Origin of the sequence: Bradyrhizobium sp. SZCCHNR1051, from assembly GCF_032489615.1 — a bacterium.
In the GTDB taxonomy this organism is placed as follows: domain Bacteria; phylum Pseudomonadota; class Alphaproteobacteria; order Rhizobiales; family Xanthobacteraceae; genus Bradyrhizobium.
This window is the reverse complement of record NZ_JAUEYJ010000022.1, coordinates 144,138-161,521: the sequence shown is the minus strand read 5'-3', so window position 1 is coordinate 161,521 and position 17,384 is coordinate 144,138. Positions and strand designations below refer to the sequence as shown.

Annotated in this window: 13 protein-coding genes; 11 read left to right on the top strand and 2 right to left on the bottom strand. The window is 66.4% G+C overall.

All coding sequences use genetic code 11. From position 1 onward, the window contains the following. Window positions 1-4 precede the first annotated feature (4 nt). Together QW868_RS25720 and QW868_RS25715 are read right to left on the bottom strand one after the other, a co-directional pair. Window positions 5-874 (bottom strand): TIGR01459 family HAD-type hydrolase, encoded by an 870-nt coding sequence (locus QW868_RS25720; protein ID WP_316231829.1) that lies wholly within the window; start codon window positions 872-874, stop codon window positions 5-7. After that, window positions 871-2,145 carry an FGGY-family carbohydrate kinase gene (locus QW868_RS25715; RefSeq protein WP_316231828.1) on the bottom strand — a complete coding sequence of 425 codons (1,275 nt, stop codon included), beginning with the start codon at window positions 2,143-2,145 and terminating at the stop codon, window positions 871-873. Before QW868_RS25715 ends, QW868_RS25720 begins: the two co-directional genes overlap by 4 nt. A gap of 179 nt (window positions 2,146-2,324) precedes the next feature. Here QW868_RS25715 and QW868_RS25710 point away from each other — a divergent pair, with 179 nt between their 5' ends. From QW868_RS25710 to QW868_RS25660, 11 genes are all read left to right on the top strand, one after another. Further along, entirely contained in the window at window positions 2,325-3,314 is a 990-nt protein-coding gene (locus tag QW868_RS25710) for a sugar-binding transcriptional regulator (protein WP_315741306.1), read from the top strand. Window positions 3,315-3,352: 38 nt separating this feature from the next. Beyond that, entirely contained in the window at window positions 3,353-4,792 is a 1,440-nt protein-coding gene (locus QW868_RS25705) for an extracellular solute-binding protein (RefSeq protein WP_316231827.1), read from the top strand. 99 nt (window positions 4,793-4,891) lie between these two features. Beyond that, complete coding sequence (locus QW868_RS25700) at window positions 4,892-5,824, top strand: carbohydrate ABC transporter permease (RefSeq protein ID WP_409999125.1); 933 nt, start codon at window positions 4,892-4,894, stop codon at window positions 5,822-5,824. Between the two features lie 12 nt (window positions 5,825-5,836). After that, window positions 5,837-6,694, top strand: a complete 858-nt coding sequence (locus QW868_RS25695) for a carbohydrate ABC transporter permease (protein WP_315741294.1) — start codon at window positions 5,837-5,839, stop codon at window positions 6,692-6,694. Window positions 6,695-6,700: 6 nt separating this feature from the next. Beyond that, the gene (locus tag QW868_RS25690; RefSeq protein ID WP_316231826.1) at window positions 6,701-7,804 is read left to right on the top strand and encodes an ABC transporter ATP-binding protein; all 1,104 of its coding nucleotides are present in this window, start codon (window positions 6,701-6,703) and stop codon (window positions 7,802-7,804) included. 15 nt (window positions 7,805-7,819) lie between these two features. After that, complete coding sequence (locus tag QW868_RS25685) at window positions 7,820-8,929, top strand: ABC transporter ATP-binding protein (RefSeq protein WP_316231837.1); 1,110 nt, start codon at window positions 7,820-7,822, stop codon at window positions 8,927-8,929. A 2-nt stretch (window positions 8,930-8,931) separates the two neighbouring features. Then, window positions 8,932-10,512 (top strand): FGGY-family carbohydrate kinase, encoded by a 1,581-nt coding sequence (locus QW868_RS25680; protein WP_316231825.1) that lies wholly within the window; start codon window positions 8,932-8,934, stop codon window positions 10,510-10,512. Further along, window positions 10,505-11,545 carry a 2-hydroxyacid dehydrogenase gene (locus QW868_RS25675; RefSeq protein ID WP_316231824.1) on the top strand — a complete coding sequence of 347 codons (1,041 nt, stop codon included), beginning with the start codon at window positions 10,505-10,507 and terminating at the stop codon, window positions 11,543-11,545. The genes QW868_RS25680 and QW868_RS25675 overlap by 8 nt, the downstream gene beginning before the upstream one ends. Before the next feature lie 18 nt (window positions 11,546-11,563). Then, window positions 11,564-12,310, top strand: a complete 747-nt coding sequence (locus QW868_RS25670; RefSeq protein ID WP_316231823.1) for a class II aldolase/adducin family protein — start codon at window positions 11,564-11,566, stop codon at window positions 12,308-12,310. Next, complete coding sequence (locus tag QW868_RS25665; RefSeq protein ID WP_316180983.1) at window positions 12,307-13,815, top strand: glycerol-3-phosphate dehydrogenase; 1,509 nt, start codon at window positions 12,307-12,309, stop codon at window positions 13,813-13,815. Before QW868_RS25670 ends, QW868_RS25665 begins: the two co-directional genes overlap by 4 nt. Window positions 13,816-14,125: 310 nt before the next feature. Beyond that, window positions 14,126-16,618: a hybrid sensor histidine kinase/response regulator gene (locus tag QW868_RS25660; RefSeq protein WP_316231822.1), complete on the top strand. Its 2,493-nt coding sequence runs from the start codon at window positions 14,126-14,128 to the stop codon at window positions 16,616-16,618. Window positions 16,619-17,384: the final 766 nt, after the last annotated feature.

Here is a 17,384-nt window from a genome sequence, read left to right as displayed (position 1 = left end):
CTTCTCACCACACGAGGTGCTGCATCGTCCAATTCGGCATGCGGCCTGGCGAAGCCGCGAGCTTGCGCGTCGCGGCAGCCAGGTCGGGCGCACCGGCCAGCGTCGTGCGATGCACGCCATCGCCGAGCAGCAAGCTCTGCAGGCCTGCGGCGCGGGCGCCGGCGACGTCATGGTCGAGCGAGTCGCCGATCATCAGCACGCGATGCGGATGCGGATGGCCGAGCTGCTCCAGCGCAGCCGCGAAGATCGGCGCATGCGGCTTGCCGACGAAGCTCACCGGGCCGCCGAGCCACTCATAGGCGCGCGCCAGCGTGCCGGGCGCAGGCACGAGGCCGCTCGTGCCGAACATCATCAGGTCGGGATTGGCGCAGATCATCGGCAAGCCTCGCGCCGCCGCTCCGGTGAATTGATCGCGCCAGAGGTCCGGCTCGGCGAGGTCGTCATCAAGGCCGCCGAGCAGGATGAAATCGGCGTCGTGCACATCCGTCACGATGACGAGATCCAGCCCGTCGATCAACGAGCGGTCGCCGCCCCTGGTGATCAGGAAGCAGGCATTGCCACAATCGGTGAAGGGCGCGCGGGTGCGGTCGCGCAGGCCGGTCCAGGTCACCTCGCCCGAGGTGAGAATGCCGTCATAGGTCGAGCGCGGCAGGCCGAGCCGGGCGAGGCGCTCGGCATTGGCGCTCGCGCGCTTGCCGGAGTTCGACAGCACCAGGATATGCTTGCCGGCCTCGCGCAGCCGCAGGACGCAGTCATGCGCAGCGGGAAGCACCGTCCTTCCGTCATGCAACGTGCCCCATTGGTCGAGCAGCACGTGATCGAACCTGTCGGCGATGGCGGACAGGCCGCTGATCTCGCACGCAGCCGCCGTCATCGCGGCGGTCCCTGCAGCGCCAGCAGCGCCGTGCCGTAGCTCGCTTCGGTCTGCGCGGCGACGCTGACGGGCACGCCGACGATGCGCCGGCGGATATCGGTCCAGGCTTCGTTCCGGGCACCGCCGCCGATGCTGATCACCCGCCGCAGCGCCGGCGCGCCGAGCGCGTGAAGACGCCGATAGGCCAGCGTTTCCACGCCAGCAATTCCTTCGAGCAGCGCCTGGAAGAAGCGATGATCCTCGGCCGGCCGTGGCGTGATCCGCGGCGCCAGCGCGGGATCTGCGATCGGAAAGCGTTCGCCGGGTTTTTGCAGCGGATAGTAGTCGAGCCCGGTGGGCTCGTCCGGGCGCAGTAGCGGTGTCATGCGATCCATGGCGTCGGTGGTGAAATGCGCAAGCAGCGCGGCGCCGCCGGAATTCGATGCTCCGCCGGCGAGCCATTTGTCGCCGAGGCGGTGCGAGTACACGCCCTGATCGGCGGCGAAAATCGGCCGCGTCGCGACCAGCTTCACCACCAGCGTGGTGCCGAGCGAGGTCACCGCATCGCCCGGCGTATCGGCACCGGTGGCGATGAAGGCGGCGACGCCGTCGGTCGTGCCGGCGACGATGCGCGTCGATGGGGACAGACCGAGCGAGCGCGCGATGGCTGGATCGATGTCGGCGAACGGCGTGCCCGGCACCAGAATGCTCGGCAGCACGTCGCGTGGAACGCCGAGCTGATCGATCCACTGCGGCCATTCGCGCCTGACGGGATCATAGCCGAGCTTCAGGGCGTTGTTCTCATCGCTGACGCCGTGATGGCCGGCTAGGCGTCCGGCAATCCAGTCGGCCTGGTGCACGGCATGCCGCGCGCCGCTCGTGGAGGCGAGCAGATGCAGCAGCTTGGCGAGCGGGCTGCTCGTGCCATGCGCACCGCTCTCGGGCGGTGCGACGGCTGCGATGCGCCTGGCCTCGTCGACGGCGCGGGCATCATTGTACATCAGGCCGAGCGAGCGGGGCCGCCCGTCGGCGTCGATCAGCAGCAGCGTGCCCGAGGTGCCGTCGACCGCGATGCGCGCGACGTCGCCGAGATCGATGCGCTCGCCGAGCATGCGGAACACCGCCGTCGTCGCCTGCCACCACAGCTCGGGATCCTGGTCGATGGCATTGCCGTCCTGACGCGGCGTGATGAGCGGAACGGCGGCTGCGCCCTTGATCTCGCCGCTGATATCGACGGCGCAGGCGCGCACACCGCTCGTGCCCACGTCGATGCCGACAAACAACTCCGTCATGCGACCTCATCCCGTTGTGCGCCGGCGAGCATGCCTGTGCTCGCCCGGCGCGTCGTCCCTGACGCGCTGCAGCACGTTTGGGGGATTGACGGCCGGATCGGCGTCTGCAATTTTTTGCAAGGAGTGAAGAATTTTGCAAGCAGGCATTCGGCGTGACGACAGCTTCCGACAGGGCGCCCATGGTGGACGGCGAGGCCTCGCTCGCAACGCGCGCCGCGTGGCTGTATTTCGCGGCCGGGCTGACGCAGTCGGAGGTCGCCGACCGGCTCAACATCCAGAGCACCAAGGCGCATCGCCTGATCGCGCGCGCCAGCCGCGAGGGCATGATCCGCGTCTTCGTTGAGGGCCCCGTCGCCGAATGCGTCGCGCTGGAGAACGCGCTGGCCGAGCGCTACGGGCTCGCCTTCTGCCGCGTCGCGCCGGATCTCGGCGAGGGCGATCTGCCGCTGAAGGCGCTGGCGCTGGAGGGCGCCAGCTTCCTGCGCCAGGTGCTGGAGCGCGGCGACGACAAGATCATCGGCGTCGGCCATGGCCGCACGCTTGCGGCCGTCGTGGCGCAGCTGCCGCAGACCCCGGCGCGCGACGTGCAGTTCGTGTCTTTGCTCGGCGGCCTCACGCGCAAATTCGCCGCCAACCCGTTCGACGTGATCCATCGTCTCGCCGAGCGCACTGGTGCCGAAGCCTATCTGCTGCCGGTGCCCGTGTTCGCCAATTCGGTCGCGGACCGCCGCGTGCTGATGCAGCAGTTCGGCATTGCCGACGTGTTCGCGCTGGCGCAGCGCGCCTCGCTGCTGTTCGTCGGCATCGGCCAGATCCATGCCGACGGCTTCCTGGTGTCGAGCGGCATGATCAAGCCGGACGAGGTCGTCGAGCTGAAGCGCGCCGGCGCCTGCGCCGACCTGCTCGGGCATTTCTTCAACGCCCAGGGCGAGCTGCTCGATCTCGATCTTTCGGCGCGCGCCACCTCGATGGCCGCTGCCGATCTGAAGAAACACCGCATCGTCGCCATCGGCGGCGGCGAGGCGAAGATCACGGCCCTGCGCGCGGTGCTGCGCAGCGGCTTCCTGAACGGTCTCATCATCGATGAGGTAACCGCTCAGGCACTCGCTACCGACAAGCCGGAGAAAACATCCGGCCACGCCAAGAACAAGAGTCGGAAGGGCAGGTAACGCGAACACGTCTCTACAAAAAACAAAGGGAGGGTTGAATGTACGATCGTGAGAAGAATCTCTTTGCGTCCTATGCCGGCAAGCGCATCAGCCGGCGTGATCTGCTCGACGGCGCTGCCAAGCTCGGCATCGCCGGTGTCGCCGCCAATGCCGCCTTTGCCTCGGCGATGTCGAGGGCGATGGCCGCGGATTTCAACTGGAAGGCCCATAGCGGCAAGACCGTCAAGCTGCTCCTCAACAAGCATCCCTATGTCGATGCGATGATCGGCGACATCGAGGCGTTCAATAGCCTGACCGGCATGAACGTCAGCTACGACATCTTCCCGGAGGACGTCTATTTCGACAAGGTGACGGCGGCGCTGTCGTCGAAATCCGATCAATACGACGCCTTCATGACCGGCGCCTACATGACCTGGACCTATGGTCCGGCCGGCTGGATCGAGGACCTCAACACCTACATCAAGGATCCCGCCAAGACCAATCCGGCGTTCGCCTGGGACGACGTGCTGCCCGGCCTGCGCTCCTCGACCGCCTGGGACGGCGTGGCCGGCTCCGAGCTCGGCTCGGGCAAGGCCAAGCAATGGTGCATCCCGTGGGGCTACGAGCTCAACAACATCACCTATAACCGCAAGATCTTCGACAAGGTCGGCGTCAAGCCGCCGAAGAATCTCGACGATATGCTCGACGTCGCCGCCAAGATCACCAAGGACGCCGGTGGTCCCTATGGCGTCGGCGTGCGCGGCTCGCGCTCCTGGGCCACCATCCATCCCGGCTTTCTGTCGGCCTACGCGAATTTCGGCCAGAAGGACTTCGTGATGGAGGGCGGCAAGCTCAAGGCCGCGATGAACACCAAGGCGTCGAAGGATTTCCACGAGAAGTGGGTCAAGATGATCCAGGGCTCGGGTCCGAAGAACTGGTCGACCTACACCTGGTACCAGGTCGGCACCGATCTCGGCGCCGGCGCTTCCGGCATGATCTTCGACGCCGACATTCTCGGCTACTTCATGAACGGCGGCGAGAACAAGGAGCGCGGCAATCTCGGCTACGCACCGTTCGCGGCCAATCCGGCCGCCAAGGCGCCGACGCCGAACGTCTGGATCTGGTCGCTGGCGATGTCGAGCTTCTCCAAGCAGAAGGATGCGGCGTGGACCTTCATGCAGTGGGCGGCTTCCGTCGAGCACGACCTGTTCGGCGCCCGCAAGATGGACTTCGTCAATCCAGTCCGCACCTCGGTGTGGAAGGACAGCGAGTTCCGCGATCGGATCGCCAAGTCCTATCCTGGCTATCTCGAGCAGCATGACCTCTCGGCGCCCGGTGCGAAGATCTACTTCACAGCGCAGCCGCTGTTCTTCGATCTCACGACGGAGTGGGCGGCCTCGCTGCAGAAGATGGTGGCCAAGGAGATCAGCGTCGACGAGGGCCTCGACAAGCTTGCCGAGAGCATCAACCGTCAGTTGAAGCAGGCCGGCCTTGGCTGAGGCCGGGCGACGCTCGTTCCATGACCACCCGCCGGTCCGGCCGCTCCCCCACGGGCGTCCGGACCGGCCCATCCCCGCGCTGATGCGATCCCGCTTGTCATGAGCATGGCTGAACTTATCGAGACCAATGCGGTGCCGCGCCGCGCCAAACGCTGGAGCGGGCGGCTGCTGCCGTATCTGTTGAGCCTGCCGGCCCTGCTGGTCTGCATCGCCATCCTGGTGCCGTTCGTCACCGCGGCCGTCTATTCTCTGCAGCGCTACCGGCTCAATCTGCCATATCTGCGCGGCTTCATCGGCATCGACAACTACATCGATTTCCTGTCCGATCCGGCGTTCTGGAACACGCTGCGGATCTCGCTCGTCTACACCGCGGTAACAGTCGTCGCCGAGCTGCTGCTCGGCCTGGGCATCGCGCTGCTGCTGCGGCGGCCGACGCGCTTCCACAACGCGGTCTCGATCGTGCTGCTGCTACCGCTGATGACGGCGCCGGCGATCGCCGCCTTGATGTGGAAGCTGATGACCAATCCGAGCTTCGGCATCCTGTCCTATCTGGTCGGCCTGTTCGGCGCACATGACTTCAAATGGGCCTCCGATCCGTCGACCGCGCTGTTCACGGTCGTCCTGGTCGACGTCTGGGTCTACACGCCCTTCATCATGATCCTGCTCTTGGCCGGTCTGCGCTCGCTGCCGCGTCAGCCGTTTGAGGCGGCCGCACTCGACGGTGTGCCGGCGAGTTTCGTGTTCTTCCGCATCACCCTGCCGATGCTCGCGCCCTACATCATCACCGCCTCGCTGTTCCGGCTGCTCGATTCGATCCAGCAGTTCGACATCGTCTATGCGATGACGCAAGGCGGCCCCGGCGACCGGCTGATGGTGTTCCAGGTCCAGGCCTATCTCGAGTTCTTCCAGTACACCAATGTCGGACGCTCGGCGGCGCTGCTGATGATCCTGTGGCTGATCACCAACATCCTCTCGAACATCTTCATCAAGAACTGGCTGCGGCTGCGCGCACGCGCCCACGGTCACGCCTGAGGGAGGGACGTCATGGATCACTCCAGCCTGGCTGGACGCATCTTTCGCGGCATTGCGCTCGCGCTGGTGCTCGTGTTCTTCATGTTTCCGATTGTCTGGATCCTGCTGATGTCGTTCCAGACCAACGAGCAGATCCTGCGGATCCCGCCGCGCATCTTGTTCGAGCCGACATTCGCCAATTACGAGGCGCTGATCTCGGGCCAGCTGCGCACCGCGGCCGGCAATCTGCAGATCTCGTTCATGCGCAACCTGATGAACAGCTTCGTGCTGTCGAGCGCCTCGGTGATCCTGGCCTTGCTGCTCGGCGTGCCCGCGGCCTATGCGTTCGCGCGCTTCAAGTTCAGGCTCGGCGAGACCATTGCGTTCACGCTTCTCTCGTTCCGCTTTGCGCCCCCGCTGCTGGTGCTGCTGCCGCTGTCGCTGTACTACCAGCAGCTCGGCCTGAACGACACGTATTTCGGCATCGTGTGGGTCTACCAGCTGATCGCGCTGCCGTTGATCCTGTGGATCGTGCGCGGCTATTTCGAGGACATCAGCCCGGATATCGAGCATGCCTACCGGCTCGCCGGCCATTCCTGGCGCGAGGCGTTCACACGCATCGCGGTGCCGCTGGCAGGGCCGGGGATCGCAGCGGCGGGGCTGTTGTCCTTCATTTTCTGCTGGAACAATTTCGTCTTCGCGCTGATCCTGGCCTCGGCCGACAAGCAGCCGGTGACGGTGGGCGCGCTCGCCTTCGTGACGGCGTCCGGCATCCAGTACGGCCAGATCGCCGCCGCGATCGTGCTGTCGGTTACGCCGACATTGCTGCTGGCGCTCTACGCGCAGCGTTATCTCGTCGAAGGACTGTCGCTCGGTGCGGTCAAGGGTTGAGGATACATGGCGCGTCTCGAACTGAAAGCCGTCGACAAGACCTTTGGCGCCGCTTGCTGCGCGAAAGGCGTGTCGCTGACGGTCGAGCCCGGCGAGATCGTCGCAGTGTTCGGTCCGTCCGGCAGCGGCAAGACCGTGCTGCTGCGCATGATCGCCGGCATGTTCGAGCCTGACGATGGCGACATCCTGGTCGGCGGGCGCTCGATCGTCGATGCCCCGCCGGAGCAGCGCGGCATCGGCATGGCCTTCCAGAATTTTGCGCTGTTTCCGCATATGAGCGCGCGCGACAATATCGCCAGCGGCTTGCGCGCGACGGGGACGGCCGACACCGCCGCGAAAGTGACGGCGATGAGCCGGCTGTTGAAGATCGAGCACGTGCTCGGCCACAAGCCTCGTGAACTGTCCAACGGCCAGAAGCAGCGCACCGCGCTGGCGCGCGCGCTGATCGGCAACCCTGAGGTGCTGCTGCTCGACGATCCCCTGCGCAACGTCGATGCCAAGCTGCGTTACGAGATGCGTCTCGAGCTGCCGAGCCTGCTGCGCCGCAGCTCGGCGGCGGTGCTCTATGTCACGCAGGACTATCGCGAGGCGATGGCAATCGCCGATCGCATCGCGGTGCTGATCAATGGCCGTCTGGCGCAGGTGGCGCGTCCCGAGGAAATCTACGCGCGGCCTGCCTCGGTCGCGGTGGCGCGGCTGTTCGGCGATCCCAGCATCAATCTTGCCGAGGTCACGCCGGTGGCGGAGCAGGGCCGACTGACCGCATCTGTCGCCGGGACGCTGATCCGGCTCGATGCGGACGGCTTGCCGACCAATATGCGCGAGCGCTGCTGGCTTGGCGTCCGGCCGGACGATGTCGTGGTGACGCGTGATGGCGGCGAGGGTGCGATCCCGGCGCGGATCGTCGCGGTCACGCCGATCCACGAGCGCGCCGTGGTGCTGCTGCGCTTCGCCGACGGATCCGAGTGGCTGGCTGCGCTGGCGCCCGAGGCGCTGGAGGCAGATGCGGACGAGGACGTGTTCGTGCGGTTCGCGCCCGATGCGGCGCTGTTGTTCGACCACGCGACGGGAGACCGCATTGGCCTCTCGCCGCGGCGGCAGGCGGCGTGAGGACCTGACATGGGCATGCTCGAAATCCGCAACGTCGACAAAGTCTATCACAGCCGGGGCAAGCCGCCGGTCCATGCCGTGCGCGCGCTCGATATGGAGGTGAAAGCAGGCGAGATCGTTGCGCTGCTCGGCTCTTCCGGCTGCGGCAAGACCTCGACTTTGCGCATGATCGCCGGGTTCGAGAGCGTCAGCTCGGGTTCGATCGCGCTGGCGCAGCGGCCGATCCATGATCTGGCGCCGGCGAAGCGCAAGGTGGCGATGGCGTTCGAAGGCTATTCGCTGTATCCGCCGCTCACGGTGCGCGAGAACATCGGCTTCGCGCTGAAGGCGCAGCAGCTGTCGCGCGCCGAGATCGCGCATCGGGTCGATAGCATCGCCCGCCTGGTCGAGATCGAGGATATCCTCGACAGCCATCCGCGCGCGCTTTCCGGCGGGCAGCAGCAGCGCGTCTCGCTGGCGCGCGCGTTGGTGCGCGACGCCGACCTCTATCTGCTGGACGAGCCGATGGGGCAGTTGGAGCCGCAGCTCCGCGCCGTGGTGCGCGGCCGCATCAAGGGCCTGCTCGCCGAACGTGGCATGACGGCGATCTTCGTCACCCATGACCAGACCGAGGCGAGCGCGCTCGCCGATCGCATCGCTGTCATGGAAGACGGCGTGCTGCAGCAGTTCGCGAGCGAGCGCGAGCTGAAGAACCGCCCGGCCAATCAGTTCGTCGCGAGCTTCATCGGTGAGCCGCCGATGAACCTGATGGAGACCGCGGTGACACAGGAGGAAGGCGGCTTCCGTCTGTCCGTGGGCTCCGATGTTGCCTTTCACATTCCCGCGCAGACGTTGGACGTGACGGGACAACAGGCGCTGGTGCAGGCCGATCGGATCAAGGTCGGCATCCGGCCGCAGCGGATCGCGATCGGCAGCGGTGAAACGCGGCTGCGCGTCGTCTCCAACCAGTGGCTCGGCGATCAGTCGCACATTGCGGGCGAGTGCGCCGGTCATCTGCTGGTCGCCGTGACGTCGAGCAGGGTCGTGGCGCGGCCGGGCGACGTCGTGCCATGCGCGCTGGAGTCACGCCATCTCCACGTTTTCGGCGCCGACGGCGTCTGCGTCCGCCACGCGGAGGCGCGTTGAATATGACCTCCGGAGCGATTCGCGACGTGATCATCGGCATCGACGCCGGGACGTCGGTGATCAAGGCGGTGGCCTTTTCGCGGGATGGCCGCCAGCTCGGGGATTTCGCGATTCCCAATAGCTACACCACCTTGCCGGGCGGCCGAGTCGAGCAGGACATGGAGCGGACCTGGACCGACACCGTTGCGGCCTTGCGCGGCCTCAGCGGCGCGCTGCCGAATCTGGCTCACCGGGTCGCCGCGATCGCCGTGACGGGGCAGGGCGATGGCACCTGGCTGATCGATGCGGATGGCCATCCCGTCGCTCCCGCGCTGCTGTGGCTCGACTCGCGTGCGGCAGGTTTCGTTCAAGCCTTCCGCGGCGGCGAGCGCAATGTCGCGCACTATCAGCGCACCGGATCGGGGCTCAACGCCTGCCAGCAGGGGGCGCAACTGGCCTGGCTGCAGGCCCATGACGAAGAGTTGCTGGGACGCGCGGGCACGGCGTTCCACTGCAAGGACTGGCTCTACTTCAAGCTGACCGGCGAGCGGGTCACAGATCCCTCCGAGGCGACGTTCTCCTGCGGTGATTTTCGCAAGCGCGGCTTTGACGGCGATGCCGCGCGTCTCATCGGCATCGCCGATGCCGCGCGCCTGTTTCCAGATGTCGTCGATGGTGTCGCGACGACGCATGGCTTGACGGCAACGGCTGCGGCCGAGACGGGATTGCCCGAGGGCGTGCCGGTGTCGCTCGGCTATGTCGACGTGATCTGCAATGCGCTCGGCGGTGGGCTGTATGACCCCACACCGGAGGTCGGCTGCACCATCATCGGCTCGACCGGCATGCACATGCGGCTGGTGAACGGCGCCGATGCAGTCAGGCTGAATGCCGAGGCGACCGGCTATACGATGCCGTTCCCGGTGCCGGGCCACTATGCGCAGATGCAGTCGACCATGGCCGCGACCTTGAACATCGACTGGCTGCTCGATGTCGCGCGCGGGGTGCTCGCCATGGAAGGCATCGCGCGGTCGCGCAACGATCTGATCCGGCGGCTGGACGAGCGCGTGCTTGCTGCGAAATCGGGCGAGCTGCTGTATCATCCGTTCATTTCCGACGCCGGCGAACGCGGCCCTTTCGTGTCCCATGAAGCTTCTGCGCAACTGATCGGCCTGCGCATCCGTCACGGCTACTGGGATCTGATGCGTGCCGTGATGGAGGGACTGGCCTTCGCCGCACGTGACTGCTACGCGGCGATGGGACCGCTGCCGACGGAAATTCGCCTGACCGGGGGCGCGGCGCGCAGCCGCGCCCTTGGTGCCATTCTCGGCGCGGCACTCGGCAGCACAATTCGAGTCTGCCGTCGCGAGGAGGCCGGCGCGTCGGGGGCGGCGATGATCGCCGCGGTCGCGACCGGGCTCTACTCGGACATGATGATCTGCGCGGAGGAGTGGGTGAGACCGTATCTGGATGAGCCGCAAGCGCCGGATGCGGCGTTGGCGGAACGCTATGCGCAGCTGTTCCCGGCCTATGTCGAGGCCCGCCTCGCGGCGCGGTCGGTCTGGAAGCAGCTCGCCGCACAACGCGCAGGTGCCGATCATGTCTAGCTCCATCGCCATCATCGGCGACCGCTTCATGCTGCCGTCGGTGTTCGCCGAGCGCATCACCGCCGTCTGCGGTTATGGCATCGACATCCGCATGCTCGAGCAGCCCTGGCCGGATGAGCCGATGGAGCACGGCTATGCCGGCTCCAAGCTCGACGGGCTGAAGGAGTTCATGGGCGACCCCGAAGAACTGGCGGACTTCATCGGCGAGGCGTCCCTGCTGGTGACGCATCTGGCTCCGATCTCGCGGGCGATGCTGCAGCGGTTGCCGAGCCTGAAATTCATCGCCGTGTCGCGCGGCGGCCCCGTCAACGTCGACATGCAGGCCGCGCGCGATCACGGCGTGTTGGTCGTCAACACGCCCGGCCGCAACGCGAGCGCGGTGGCCGAATTCACCATCGGCGCGATGCTCGCCGAGACCCGGTTAATCCGTAGCGGCCACGAGTCGATGCGGGGCGGGCAATGGCGCGGCGATCTCTACCGCGCCGACCGCACGGGACGCGAACTCGGCGAAATGACGGTCGGCATCGTCGGCTATGGCGCGATCGGCACTCGCGTGGTCAAGCTCTTGAAGGCGTTCGGCTGCAAGATCCTGGTGACCGACCCCTACGTCCAGCTCAGCGCTGAGGACCGCAACGACGGCGTCGAGCACGTCGCGCTCGCCGACCTCTTGGCGCGCGCCGACGTCGTCAGCCTGCATGCCCGCGTGACGCCGGAAACCACCGGTTTCATCGATCGCGATGCGCTGGCCCGGATCAAGCCCGGCGCGATCCTGATCAACACGGCGCGCGGGCCGCTGGTCGACTATCGCGCGCTCCATGACGCGCTCAGCTCGCAGCGACTGGCCGGTGCGATGCTCGATACGTTCGCCGTCGAGCCGGCGCCGCCGGACTGGCCGCTGTTGCAGCTTCCCAACGTCACGCTGACGCCGCACATCGCCGGCGCGTCCGTGCGTACCGTCACCTTTGCCGCCGACCAGGCGGCCGAAGAGGTTCGCCGCTATCTCGCCGGCGAGCCGCCGCTCAATCCCTGCTGACGACGAAAGGTTTTCGACATGAATCGCGAGGAACGGCTGATCCGCGAGAACATCATCGCCAAATGCCGATGGATGAATGCGTCGGGCTTGAACCAAGGCACCTCGGGCAACATCTCCGCCCGCTACAAGGACCGCATGCTGATCACGCCCTCGGCGACGCCCTATGACTCGATGAAGCCGGAGATGATCGCCTCGATGCCGCTCGAGGGTGAATACGGATCTTGGGAAGGGCCGCTGAAGCCTTCGACGGAATGGCGCTTTCATCTCGACATCATGCGCGGCCGTCCGGATGTCGGCGGCGTCGTTCACACGCATTCCACCTATGCCACCGTGCTCGCCATCGCGCGCAAGCCGATACCGGCGTGTCACTACATGATGGCGGCGTTCGGCGGCACCGAAATCCGCTGCGCCGGCTATGCGCGTTTCGGCACGGCCGAATTGTCCGAACTCGCGCTGGAGGCGCTGGAAGGCCGCAACGGCTGCCTGCTGGCCAATCACGGCATGATCGCGGTTGGTGCCAGTCTCGAGAAGGCGATGTGGCTCGCGGTCGAGCTCGAGACCATCGCCCGGCAATATTATCTGTCGCTCGCGCTCGGCCAGCCGCACATCCTGGGCGACGCCGAGATCGCCGAGACGTCGCAGGGGTTTTCGACCTACGGGCTGCAGGAGCCGAAGGCGAAAGCGGCGAAGCCGGCCAAGGCGACGGCAAAGGCGCGCGCCGCCGCGCGCGGCAAGCCAGAGAAGAAGCGCAGCAGCAAGCGATGAATGCGACGGTCTCACGCAGCGGAACCGATCACGGTCTGTTGGACCTCGCCGTGATCGGCGGCGGCATCAATGGCGCTGGTATCGCCCGTGATGCCGCCGGCCGCGGCCTGAAGGTGCTGTTGTGCGAGAAGGACGATTTCGCCGAGGGCACCTCGTCGCGATCGGGCAAGCTGATTCATGGCGGCTTGCGCTATCTAGAGTACTACGAATTCCGCCTGGTGCGCGAGGCCCTGATCGAGCGCGAGGTGCTGCTGGCCTCGGCGCCGCACATCATCTGGCCGATGCGCTTCGTGCTGCCGCACTCGCCGGAGCAGCGTCCCGCCTGGCTGGTGCGCGCCGGGCTGTTCCTCTACGACCATCTCGGCGGCCGCAAGCAGCTGCCAGCGAGCCGCAACGTCGATCTCGCGCATGAGCCGGAGGGCGCGCCGCTGCGCCCCGAATTCCGGCGCGGCTTCGAATATTCGGACTGCTGGGTCGACGATGCCAGGCTGGTGATCCTCAATCTCGTCGATGCCGCACGCAAGGGCGCGACGATCCTGCCGCGCACCCGCGCCGTGAGCGCACGGCGAGAGAATGGCGTCTGGCGGCTGGAGATGTGCTCCGAGAGCGGCGAGCTGCAGACCGTCAGCGCGCGGGCGCTGGTCAACGCCGCAGGTCCCTGGGTGCAGGACGTGGTGCAGGGCGTCGCCGGGCTCAACTCGGCGCACAATGTGCGGCTCGTGAAAGGCAGCCATCTCGTGGTGCCAAAATTCTGGAGCGGATCGCAGGCCTATCTGCTGCAGAACACAGATCGCCGCGTCATTTTCGTCAATCCTTATGAGACCGATCTGGCGCTGATCGGGACCACTGACATCGTGCATGACGGCCGCGCGGAAGACGTTGCGATCGACTGTGCCGAAGTCGACTATCTGCTCGCCGTGCTCGACCGCTATTTCCGGGCTGCGCCCGGCAAGGGGGATATCATTCACGCCTTCTCGGGGGTGCGGCCGCTCTATGACGACAACGCCGACAATCCGTCGGCGGTGACGCGCGACTACGCGTTCGAGGTACATGGTGCACCCGGGCAGCCGCCGCTGCTGTCGATCTTCGGCGGCAAGATCACGACGTTTCGCCGGCTTGCCGAACAAGCGATGGAGCGCCTCGCGCCATGGTTTCCGCAGCTGGCGTCGGCATGGACGGCGGGCGCGCGCCTTCCGGGCGGCGATCTCGGTGCGCCGTTCGATCAGTTCCTTGCTGATCTCGCCGGCGAGTATCCGGGATTGCCGCCGGCGGTGCTGGCACATTGTGCGCGGCTCTACGGCACCCGGGCGCGCGACCTGCTCGGAGCATCCCGCAACGTCGGCGATCTCGGCCGCCATTTCGGTTCCTCCTTTTATGAGCGCGAGCTCGTTTTTCTGCGCGAGCAGGAGTGGGCCGTCACGGCCGCCGACGTCCTCGACCGGCGCACCAAGCACGGCCTGCATCTGAGCCGTGCCGAGCGCGAGGCGTTCGAGCATCAGCTCTGACCGCGTCTTGACGCCTCGAGCCCTTCCGCGACCGCCGCAGCGCTTGGCGGGTGCCGATGACACGCCCCGGCAAACCGTGCTATCGAGCGCCCGCGATATGGATCGCGACGCGCCTGGAGACGCGGAATTCGGCACAATCCGGACCTTTCGCCGATGCTTGACGCGCCGATCGCTTCACAATCAAACCGCCCGACGACCTCCTGAATTCGACGCCATGCGGGACCAGATCAAAGCGAGAGCCGACCATTGGCGCGGTCCGCGGCAGGCAGGCATTGTCGACGCCTGGACCAGGGCCGCGTCCGGATCCTGGATGGATCGGCGCTGGACCCCCTGGATCATCGTGCTGAGCGGCCTCGTGCTGGCTCTGCTGTGTGATGCCTTCGTGGCGCACATGCTTTCCGTCAACTATCGGGAGACCTATCGGGCCACCGAGGCCGCCAACGGCGATCTTGCCCGCGCGCTCGAAGAATACATGTTGCGCAACATCCAGGGCGTCGACGTGCTCTTGAACACGACGATCGACAGTCTCAAGCAGGACCCATCGCTGCTCACCGCCGGCAATCCGGCGCTGATCGACGAGCTGAAGCGCAGGGTGGCGCCGTATCCAGCCGCGGGCGGCATCGTCGTGATTGATGCGGACGGCAACCTGCTCGGCGACAGCGCCGGCAACGGAGTTCCCGGCCGCGAGAACAATTTCGCCGATCGGGCCTATTACAAGGTCCAGCGCGATGACCCCGGCCGCGGCCTGTTCATCGACGTGCCGGTGGCCTCGCGTGTGAACAAGGGTCTGTTCATCGCGGTGAGCCGCGCCTTGATGATGCCGGGCGGACGTTTCGCCGGCGTGATCGTCGTGGCCGTCGACTACGAGAATCTGCGGCAGTTCTTTCTGTCGCTGAACGTCGGGCAGCGCGGAACGGTGACGCTCTATCGAGACGATGGCACGATCCTGCTGCGCTCGCCGAACGCCGACGATTTTGCCGGCCGCAACGTTCGGTCCAATCGTCTGTTCAGCCAATATCTCCCGCAGGCGCCTCACGGCAACTTCGAGGGCAGCGGCATGACGGATGGCACGTCGCGGAGCATCAGCTATCGACGCGTCGCCGGCCTGCCGCTGGTGGTGACCGTGGCGCGCGATCCGGTCGAGTATCTGGCCGGCTGGAAACACAACGCGCTGTACTACAGCGCCATCGCCGCCGGGCTCAATCTGCTGATCTCGGGATTCGGCCTCGTCCTGGCGCGGCAATGGCGGCTGCGCGCGGCATCCGAGCAGGCGCTGCGCGACAATTTCGAGCAGCATCTGCTGGTCACGGAAAACGTGCCCGCGTTGATCGTCCAGGTCGGCGCCGATGGTGACATCCGCTACGCCAATCGCGTCGCACGCGAATGGTACGCGCAGCCGCCCACCGGAGCCGGCCGCAGCCGCAGGATCGACGACTACATCGATCCCGCGCGACGTGGCGAGGTGAGGCCGAAGATCGAGGCCGCGCTGGCCGGCCGCACCGCGGGCGGCGAGGAGAAGATCGCGTTTCCCGACGGCCGTGAACGCTGGTGCCAGACCATTCGGGTGCCGGATCGCAGCCAGGATGGCACGGTGCGCGGCTATTTCGTGCTGTCGGTCGACATCACCGAGCGCAAGCGCATCGAGGACGAATTGCGCCAGGCCCAGAAGATGGAGGCCGTCGGCCAGCTGGCCGGCGGCATCGCGCACGATTCCAACAACATGCTGGCGGCGACGCTCGGCAATCTGGATCTGCTGCTCGACGCCTTGCCGCCCGCCGATGTCTCCTGCCGCAGCATGGTCGAGCGGGCGATCGAGGCGGCGGAGCGGGTCGCCGATCTCAACCGGCGGCTGCTGGCCTTCGCCCGCAAGCAGGCGCTGCAGCCGCAGATCACCGACGTAAATCAGTTGGTCAGCGGGATGACGACGATCCTGCAGCGGACGCTCGGCGAGAACATCGAGATCGAATTGGCGCAGGATCCGATGCTGTGGCACTGCCTGATCGACCCGACGCAATTGCAGAACGCGCTGCTCAACCTGGCGCTCAACGCGCGCGATGCGATGGATGGCGGCGGTCGACTGACGATCACGACGACGAATGCCGTGCTCGACCAGCCGCTCGATGACGGCGACGAGCGCATCATGCCCGGGGACTACGTGACGATCGCGGTGTCGGACATGGGGGCCGGCATGCCGCCCGAGATCGCGCGCCGCGCCTTCGAGCCGTTCTTCACCACCAAGGAGTTCGGCAAGGGCAGCGGCCTCGGCCTCAGCATGGTCTATGGCTTTGCGCGGCAATCGGGAGGCACGGTGCTGATCGACAGCCGGGTGGCGGAGGGCACGTGCGTCACGCTGTATCTGCCGAGCGCGGGGCCGGGCGTCACCGGTCGCGCGCGCGCCGGCGCGGCGCGGCTGGCGCGGCCGCAGACTGGCGAACGGATCCTGATCGTGGAGGACAATCCGCTGGTGGGCGCGATGGCATCGACCATGCTGACATCGATGGGCTACAGCCCGGTCGTCGTCATCAATGCGACCGCTGCGATCGCCGAGCTGGAGCGGCCGGATCCGATCGCGCTGCTGCTGACCGACATTCTGCTGCCGGATGCCATGACCGGCATCGACCTGGCGCGCGAGGTGCGCCGCAGATGGCCCGATCTGCCCATCGTCTTCATGTCCGGCTTCGCCGACCCCTCGCTGGTGCCGGAGGAATTCCGGGCGACGACCAGGCTGCTCGCCAAGCCGTTCCGGCTGGGGCAATTGTCGGAGGCGATCGTGTCGGCCCTGGCTGGCAGGACAGCGGTCTGAAATCGTAGCGATCATGCGGTGAGCGATCCGCCGGTTGCGGCCGATCAGCCGCGCTGTCGGGACGTGCTCTCGCGACCTCGCGGCGCGCATGGCGTCCGAGTTGTGTCGTTCGTTTCGCCCTCTCGACAACGAGGGCGCAGGGAATGCCGGGCGCTGGCCGCACCCATGGGCCGCCTGCGAACAAGAATGCAGGCGGCAGGAACCACAGGTTCAGCCGAGACATCCCGGCATTCCCCGCGCGATGGTTGGGCGGCTTATACGTCCTCTCCCCGGGGACCGGCTGTCTTGCCCCCGTCACCCGCGCAACGCGAACGCGTTGTCACGAGCTTGGCCTCAGCACCGGGAGGCCAGGACCCTACGATTTCGCCGGCGCATCGGAATCGTTCGTCCGCATGTCGAGCATGCTGCGACTCGCTACGCCCACCGCATCCCACCCCGCGTGTCGTGACGATCGCGATACGCCCCTCGTGCCGAGGCGGGATGGGGCACTCAATCATGATTTCCGAAAAAAAGAAAGAGAAATTTCTTATCGCGAGAACTGGACAGAGGTGATGTGGTTGAGGCGGCGAGCGAAATTGGTTTCTTGGGCATGTTTTTATTCGGCTTAGCGGCAGCATGAAAGCGATCAAGCATTGATGTGGCCTGTGTCGCCCGATAGGCTCGGCGCGGTTTCAGCCGTCTTCCGCGAAGCGAAGTCAAAGCTCGACGCAGCGGTCGTTCAGCGATTGGCGGAAACGAAAAAAGGCCGAGACACGTGCTGAGAGTG